This window comes from Arthrobacter sp. H41 (assembly GCF_000520535.1).
Taxonomy (GTDB): Bacteria; Actinomycetota; Actinomycetes; order Actinomycetales; family Micrococcaceae; genus Arthrobacter_D.
On record NZ_KI914811.1, the window covers coordinates 51886 to 60430 of the forward strand.

The window sequence follows — 8545 nt, forward strand, 5'->3', positions numbered from 1 at the left end:
GGCCGCCTGGGCGGGAAGCCGCTCGTCCAGGAAGCCGGTCAGGCGTGAGGCGAACAGGCTGCCCACCACTGCCGACCCGAGCGTGGCGCCGATCTGCCGGAAGAAGTTGTTGGCCGCCGTCGCAGTTCCCACCTGGCTGAGCGGAAAGGAGTTCTGGACGATCAGCACCAGGATCTGCATGTTCAGGCCCAGGCCAAGGCCCAGGATCCCCAGGTCGAGGCAGATGTACCACACCGCGGAGGACGGCTCGAGCATGCCCATCAGCACCAGGGCCACCACCATGATGGCCGAGCCTGTGATCGGCATCCACTTGTACCTGCCCGTCCGGGAAACGAGCTGTCCCGAGACGATCGACGAGACCAGCAGCGCTCCCATCATGGGAATCATCAGCATGCCGGCCTCGGTGGCCGAAGCGCCCGTCGCCATCTGGAGGTAGGTAGGCATGTAGCCGATGGATCCGAACATGGCCACCGACGTCAGCAGGCCCGCCACCGTAGTGAGCTTGAAGTTGCGGTCCCGGAAGAGCGCCATCGGGATGATCGGCTCGGCAGTGTGCCGTTCCACCTGCACGAAGGCCACCGCAGAGACGACGGTGGCCGCGATGAGGGCCAGGATCACCGGGCTCGTCCAGTCATAGGTGCTGCCACCCCAACTGCTGACCAGCACCAGGCCGGTGGTGGCCATCGCAATGAACACCATGCCCCAGAGGTCCAGCGTGGGGCGGACCCGCACGGCCTTCGGCCGCAGGAACAGCGTGGCCCCGACGAGCGCCAGGGCTCCGACCGGCAGGTTGAACCAGAACACCCAGCGCCACCCGGGGCCCTCGGTGAGCCACCCGCCGATCAGCGGTCCCACCACTGAGGCGAAGGCGAAGACGCCTCCCATCAGTCCCATGTACTTGCCGCGTTCACGGGCGGGCACGATGTCCGCGATGATGGCCTGCGAGAGGATCATGAGCCCGCCGCCGCCGAGCCCCTGGATCACACGGGCGACGATCAGCCAGGCCATGTCCGGTGCGAGGGCGCCCACCACGGAGCCCACGAGGAAGATCAGGATGGCACTGATGAGCAGATGCTTGCGCCCCACCAGGTCCCCGAGCTTGCCGTAGATCGGCATGGTGATCGTCGAGGCGAGGATGAAGGCCGTGATGACCCAGAGCATGGAGCTTGCACCGTTCAGCTCACCCACGATCGTGGGCAGAGCCGTTCCGAGAATGGTCTGGTTCAGGGCCGAAAGCAGCATGGAAAGCATCAGTGCCACGAAGACGAGCACGAATTTGGCCTCCCTCGCCGGCGCGTTGCTCCGGGGGTCGGCCGAGCGGGATTTTAGTTGACTCACCGAACTATTCTTGCACCCGCTCCCGGGATCCACAATCGGAATCCGGTAACTGCGCCCGAAATCACACGTCCCTTGACGGCACAGCGGCGCCGCCCCAGGGCCGCGCCGCCGGCTCGCTTCCACCCCGGAGTCAGGGCCTGAGCAGCACCTTGATGGCACGGCGCTCGTCCATCGCCTTATAGGCCTCGGCCGCCTCATCGAGAGGCATCACGACGTCGAATACCTTGCCGGGATTGATCCTGCCGGCAAGGACATCCTCGAGCAGTTCGGGGATGTAGGTGTGGGCAGGAGCCATTCCGCCGCCCACGGAGATGTTCTTCGCGAAAAGGTAACCGATCGGGACTTCGGGCCCCCCGGCCGGCACCCCGACGAAGCCGAGGCTTCCGCCCGGCCGCGTGCTGCGCAGTGCCTGGTCCATCGATTCCTTGGTGCCCACGCACTCGAGTACCGAGTCGGCCAGCACTCCCCCGAGGAGCTCCCGGACTCGTCCGACGCCGTCGTCGCCGCGCTCGGCGACGATGTCCGTGGCGCCGAACTCCCGGGCCAGCGCCTGCCGGTCCTCATGCCGCGACATCGCAATGATCCGGGTGGCGCCGAGCCGCTTGGCGGCAAGCACTCCGCAGAGGCCGACCGCGCCGTCGCCCACGACGACGACGGTACGTCCGGGACCTACGGAGGCACTGACCGCGGCGTGGTGGCCCGTGGACATGACGTCCGAGAGCGTGAGCAGGCTCGCAGTCAGCTCCGGGTCCGGTTCCGTGACGCCCTCGACCTTCCGGAGCGTGCCCTCGGCCTGCGGTACACGGACGGCCTCGCCCTGGCCGCCGTCCACGTAATCACCGTGCTCGTCGGTACTTCCCCAGGACGTCAGATGGTCGCACGCCACCGTCACGCCGTTGACGCACTGGGGGCAGGCCCCGCAGCTGTCGACGAAGGGCGCAATGACGAAGTCGCCCACGGACAGTTTCGTGACGTCGTCGCCGACCGCCTCCACCACACCGACGAACTCATGGCCGATGGCCTTGGGCTCCCTCGCCTTCCCCACGCCCCGGTAGGGCCAGAGGTCGGACCCGCAGACGCAGGAGGCAGTCACCCTCACAACCACATCGGTGGCGCGGATGACGGAGGGGTAATCCCGGTCCTCAACACGGATGTCGCCTGGACCATGAATGATTGTGGCGCGCATGAATTCTCCTTGGAAGTCGTAGAGCTGTTGGTTGTTTCCCGGATCCAACCCTACGCGCCGGGATCCCGGCGCGGGAATCTCCGGAGAACACGACGCCGCCCCGGCTGCCAGGGGCGGCCGGGGCGTCGTCGTGCCTTATTCCCAGTGGAACGAGCGGGAGCCTAGAGGCTCGCGTAGACCTCGCGCAGAAGGGCTGCCGTCTCGGACGGCGTCTTGCCGACCCGGACCCCCGCAGCCTCGAGGGCTTCCTTCTTGGCCTGCGCGGTGCCTGCGGAACCGGATACGATCGCGCCCGCGTGGCCCATCGTCTTTCCTTCAGGTGCCGTGAATCCCGCCACATAACCGACGACCGGTTTGGTGACGTGGGCCTTGATGAATTCGGCGGCGCGCTCCTCGGCGTCTCCTCCGATCTCACCGATCATGACGATCGCCTTGGTCTCAGGGTCGGCTTCGAAGGCTTCGAGCGCGTCGATATGGGTGGTGCCGACAATAGGGTCCCCACCGATGCCGATCGCTGTGGAGAAGCCGAGGTCGCGCAGCTCGAACATCATCTGGTAGGTGAGCGTGCCGGACTTCGACACCAGGCCCACGCCGCCCTTGCCGGTGATGTTCGCCGGCGTGATGCCCACGAGCGACTCGCCCGGAGTGATGATGCCGGGGCAGTTCGGACCGATGATCCGGGTGATCTGCTTGCCGTCGGCGTCGACCTTGGTCTGCGCGAGCGCCCAGAACTCGGCCGAGTCCTGCACCGGAACGCCCTCGGTGATGACCACGACGAGGCCGAGGCCGGCTTCGATGGCTTCGACGACGGCGTCCTTGGTGAAAGCCGGTGGCACGAAGACGATGGAGACGTCGGCCCCGGTCTCAGCGACCGCTTCCTCGACCGTGGCGTACACCGGCAGGGTGACATCGCCGTGGGTGACGGTGGTTCCGGCCTTGCGGGCGTTGACGCCACCCACGACCTGGGTTCCTGCTGCAACCATGAGGGCGGTGTGCTTGCTGCCCTCGCCGCCGGTGATGCCCTGGACGATCACCTTTGAATCTTTGTTCAGGTAGATAGACATAGAGAGAAACCTTTACTTTCCGTAAGCCAGCTCGGCGGCCTTGTCGGCGCCTTCGTCCATGGTGGTGGCGAGGGTCACCAAGGGGTGATTGGCCTCTGAAAGGATGCGGCGGCCTTCTTCGACGTTGTTGCCGTCGAGCCGGACCACGAGGGGCTTGTTCTCCTTGTCCCCGAGAATCTCCAGTGCCTTCACGATGCCGTTGGCCACGGCGTCGCAGGAGGTGATGCCGCCGAAGACGTTGACGAAGACGCTCTTGACCTGGGCGTCGTTCAGGATGACGTCGAGTCCCGCCGCCATGATCTCGGCACTGGCTCCGCCTCCGATGTCGAGGAAGTTCGCGGGCCGAACGTTGCCGTGCGCTTCACCGGCGTACGCGACGACGTCGAGCGTCGACATGACAAGACCGGCGCCGTTGCCGATGATGCCTACTTCGCCGTCGAGCTTGACGTAGTTGAGGTCGTGTTCCTTGGCTTTGGCCTCGAGCGGATCCGTTGCGTCCTTGTCCTCGAGGGCAGCGTGGCCTTCCTGGCGGAAGTAGGCGTTCTCGTCGATGGTGACCTTGCCGTCCAGCGCGATGATCTCGCCGGCACCGGTCTTCACCAGCGGGTTGACCTCGACGAGCGTGGCGTCCTCCTTCACGAAGACGTCCCACAGCCGAAGGATGGTGGTGGCGACGTCGGCCCGGAGCTCGGGTGCGAAGCCTGCGGCCTCGACGATCTCGTCGGCCTTCGCCTGGTCGATTCCCACTCCCGGATTCACGGCCACGCGGGCCAGGGCCTCGGGGCGTTCGACGGCGAGCTGCTCGATCTCCACGCCGCCCTCCACTGAGCACATGGCCAGGTAGTTGCGGTTCGATCGGTCCAGCAGCACGGAGAAGTAGTATTCCTCCGCGATGTCCGCGCCCTGCGCGATCATCACCTTGTGGACCGTGTGGCCCTTGATGTCCATGCCCAGGATGTCGGAGGCGTAGCGGTGAGCTTCCTCAGGGGTCTTGGCGACCTTGACGCCGCCGGCCTTTCCTCGGCCACCAACCTTGACCTGGGCCTTGACGACGACAACGCCGCCGATCTTCTCGGCTGCTGCTTTTGCTTCTTCAGGGGTATGCGCCACGATGCCGGCGAGCACGGGTACTCCGTGTGCCTCAAAGAGATCGCGCGCCTGGTATTCAAACAGGTCCACGGATTAGTGTCCTTCTACGTCGAAGTAGGTTTACAGAGGGAACTTTAGTCCCTTGGCGCAGGAGGCCTTTTCAAGACTAGCCCTTTAGTGAGTAAGCACACAGTTCTATGAGTTGTAGAAAAACCTGCGCATGAGCTAGGGCTTTCAGGTTTCCTTCGTCAATGGCGCGTACCGCAGCAGGAGCCGCTTGTCACCGGCGTCGAACCTCACCTTGGCCACCGTCTTGTCTCCCGATCCTTCGACGGCGAGCACCGTGCCGCTCCCGAAGCTCGCGTGGTTGACCCGGTCCCCCACCCCCACGGAGACCACTTCCTTCTGCGGCTGCACTCGGCCGATCGCCTTTGCCGGGGCCGATGACGCACCACCTCCGCCGGCACCCCAGTAGGACCCACTGAATCGGGGTCCGCTGATGCTCCCCCCGGTGGTCCACGCCGATTTCGCCGCCCCTTCGCGCTTCCAGACGATCAGCTCCTCGGGCACTTCGCCCACGAACTGACTTGCCGGGTTGTACTGGCTCTGGCCCCACATGCTGCGGACCTCGGACCGCGTGAGGTACAGCCGTTCCCTCGCACGCGTCAGGCCCACGTAGGCGAGCCTGCGCTCCTCGGCGAGCTCCTTCGGGTCCGTCGCCGACCGCTGGTGCGGGAAGATGCCCTGCTCCATACCGGTCAGGAACACCACGGGGAACTCGAGCCCCTTGGCCGTGTGCAGCGTCATGAGGGTCACCACGCCCTGCCTGCGCGCCTCGGCCACGGCCCGCTCCACCTCGGCGGGCGAGCCCTCGGGCGCGTCCGGGATCTGGTCGGCGTCGGCCACCAGCGACACCTGTTCGAGGAAATCGCCGAGCGTGCCGTCCGGGTTGTCGCGTTCGAACTCCCGGACCACGGCCACCAGCTCGGCGAGGTTCTCCACCCTCGATTCGTCCTGCGGATCGTTGCTGGTGCGCAGCTGTTCGAGGTACCCGGTCTGTTCGAGGACCGCCTCGAGGGCCGCGGAGGCACCCGAACCGGCGGCCACTTCGGCGAGATCGTCGATGAGCTTCACGAAACCCGCCACTGCGTTGACCGAGCGGGTCGCCATGCCCGGCGCCTCACCGGCACGCCGGAGGGCAGCCATGAAGCTCGTCCGCTCGCGTTCGCCGAGGGAGGCGACCGCGTATTCGGCGCGGTCACCGATTCCGCGCTTGGGTTCGTTGAGGATCCGGCGGAGGTTGACGACGTCGTCGGAGTTCACCAGCACGCGCAGGTACGCCAGCGCGTCCTTGATCTCCTTGCGCTCATAGAATCGGGTGCCGCCCACCACCTTGTAGGGCAGGCCCACGCGCATCAGGATCTCCTCGAGGGAGCGGGACTGGGCGTTGGTGCGGTAGAACACCGCGACGTCGCCGGGGCGCAGGTTGTCCTCGTCCTGGAGCCGGTCGATCTCCTCGGCGATGAACCGGGCTTCCTCGTGTTCGTTCTCACCGACGTAGCCGACGATCTTCTCGCCGTTGCCCTCTGCGGTCCACAGTCGCTTCTCGGGCCGGTTGGGGTTGCGTGCGATGACGGCATTGGCAGCGCTCAGGATGGTCTGCGTGGAGCGGTAGTTCTGCTCCAGCAGGATGGTCCGGGCACTCGGGTAGTCGTTCTCGAACTCCACGATGTTGCGCACGTCCGCGCCGCGGAACGCGTAGATGGACTGGTCCGAGTCGCCCACCACCGTCAGTTCGGCAGGGTCGTCGGTCGACTCCCCGCGAACGCCGACGATCTCCCGCACCAGGGCGTACTGCGCGTGGTTGGTGTCCTGGTACTCATCCACGAGCACGTGACGGAAGCGCCGCCGGTAGTAGTCGGCAACGCCGGGGAAGGCACGGAACATGAAGACCGTCTGGGCGATCAGGTCATCGAAGTCCATCGCGTTGGCCTGGCGCATGCGCCGCGCGTAGCCCGTGTAGACCTCGGAGACGGCCTGCTCGAACGGGTCCGACAGGCTGATGGTGCTCGCGTAGGTCTCCTCGTCGATGAGCTCGTTCTTCAGCGCCGAGATCTTGTGCTGGATGGCCTTCGGCGCGAACTTCTTCGGATCGAGGTCAAGGCCTTTGGCGACGAGGGTGACCAGGCGCAGGGTGTCCGCCGAGTCGTAGATCGAGAAGTTCGAATTCAGCCCCACCGATGCCGCTTCGCGGCGCAGGATGCGCACGCACGAGGAGTGGAACGTGGAGATCCACATCCGCTTGGCGACATCACCCACCAGCGCTTCGATCCGCTCACGCATCTCCGCGGCGGCCTTGTTGGTGAAGGTGATGGCGAGGATCTGGCCGGGATGGGCCCGCCCGGTGGCCAGGAGGTGGGCGATCCGGTGGCTGAGGACGCGCGTCTTGCCCGAGCCCGCTCCGGCGACGATCAGCAGTGGCGAGCCGAGATGGCGGACCGCCTCCTCCTGCTGCGGATTGAGCCCTTCGAGCAGCTCAGCGGCCCGCTGTTCGTCCGCCCCCCTCGTTCCGGGGGCGGAACTCAGGGCCGGGTCGGAGGGATCGGGCGGGGACACCGGCCTGTTCCCCTCGGGCTTGCTTGCATTCCGGGTGGGGCGGGGGTCGAGGTACTGGTCGAAAAGCATATCCATTGTGCTTCCCAGTCTAGGCGGTGCCCCTGACACTCATCGCTTCCAGCACTGAAGCCCCCGGCAGGGCCGGGGGCTTCAGTGTCACGCGGAAGGGGAAGCGCAGGGCGCTTCCGATGGACTAGTTCTTCTCGGTGCGCAGTTCGTCTTCCTCGATGCCGAGGATGGCCAGCTTCCCGCTCTTGCGGTCCGCAAGGTATTCCTTCATCTCCCGCTTGATGACGGGCAGCAGCAGGTAGACACCCAGCAGGTTCACGAAGCCGCAGACGAACAGGGCGGCATCGGCGAAGCTGATGACCTGGCTGAAGGTCAGCACGCAGCCGGCAACGGTGAAGGACAGGAAGATGACCTTGTAGATGACTTCCGAGGTCTTGCCGCGGCCGAACAGGTACTCCCATGACTTCAGGCCGTAGTAGGACCAGGTGATGAGGGTTGAGTAGGCGAACAGCGTCACAGCGATGGCGAGCACCACCGGGAACCAGGGGAACACGGTGGCGAAGGCATCGGAGGTGAGGATGACGCCGTCGGGCGTTCCTTCCCCTGCCTGCACCTGGTCGATCCCGGCCTGGAGGCTTGGTGCGCCGGCGATGATGATGGCCAGGGCGGTCATGGTGCAGATGAGCACCGTGTCGACGAGCGGTTCGAAGAGGGCGACGAAGCCCTCGCTGACCGGGCGGCGGGTCTTCACCGCGGAGTGGGCGATGGCTGCTGAGCCGAGCCCTGCCTCGTTGGAGAAGGCTGCGCGGGTGAAGCCGACGATCATGACGCCGAGGATTCCGCCGGCGATTCCTTCGGGGTTGAACGCACCGGCGAAGATCGAGCCGATCGCTTCAGGGACCTGGCCGAGGTTCACCAGGATGACCAGGAGGCAGGACACGACGTAGACGATGCCCATGGCGGGTACGAGCCGACTGGTGGTGGCACCGATGGACTTGATGCCGCCGAGGATCACCACGGCCACGAGGCCCGCGAGGACAAGGCCGAAGATGAGGGCCGCTCCGGCGCTTCCGAGGAGTCCGTCGGCACCGCCGGTGACGTTCTGGACCTGGGCGAAGGTCTGGTTGGCCTGGAACATGTTGCCACCGGCAATGCCGAAGATCAGGATGGCGACGGCGAAGATGCCGGTCAGGATCTTGGCCGGGATGGAACCGAACTTGCCGAACGCGATCGGCAGGTACTT

At 65.9% G+C, this 8545-nt stretch carries 6 protein-coding genes; all 6 read right to left on the reverse strand.

The genetic code is table 11. From position 1 onward, the window contains the following. Positions 1-1338, reverse strand: a 1338-nt coding sequence (locus tag Y705_RS19660) for an MDR family MFS transporter (RefSeq protein ID WP_275450813.1), incomplete at its 3' end; no start/stop codon positions are given. Positions 1339-1468: 130 nt separating this feature from the next. Continuing rightward, positions 1469-2524, reverse strand: coding sequence for a zinc-dependent alcohol dehydrogenase family protein (locus Y705_RS0112300; protein WP_026533073.1), 1056 nt, complete (start codon positions 2522-2524; stop codon positions 1469-1471). 161 nt (positions 2525-2685) lie between these two features. Beyond that, positions 2686-3588: a succinate--CoA ligase subunit alpha gene (gene sucD / locus Y705_RS0112305; RefSeq protein ID WP_026533074.1), complete on the reverse strand. Its 903-nt coding sequence runs from the start codon at positions 3586-3588 to the stop codon at positions 2686-2688. A gap of 12 nt (positions 3589-3600) precedes the next feature. Continuing rightward, entirely contained in the window at positions 3601-4767 is a 1167-nt protein-coding gene (gene sucC, locus Y705_RS0112310; protein ID WP_026533075.1) for an ADP-forming succinate--CoA ligase subunit beta, read from the reverse strand. Positions 4768-4911: 144 nt separating this feature from the next. After that, the gene (gene pcrA, locus Y705_RS0112315) at positions 4912-7362 is read right to left on the reverse strand and encodes a DNA helicase PcrA (RefSeq protein ID WP_444826187.1); all 2451 of its coding nucleotides are present in this window, start codon (positions 7360-7362) and stop codon (positions 4912-4914) included. 124 nt (positions 7363-7486) lie between these two features. Continuing rightward, on the reverse strand, positions 7487-8545 hold a 1059-nt coding region (locus Y705_RS19665), incomplete at its 5' end, for an alanine/glycine:cation symporter family protein (protein WP_049822702.1).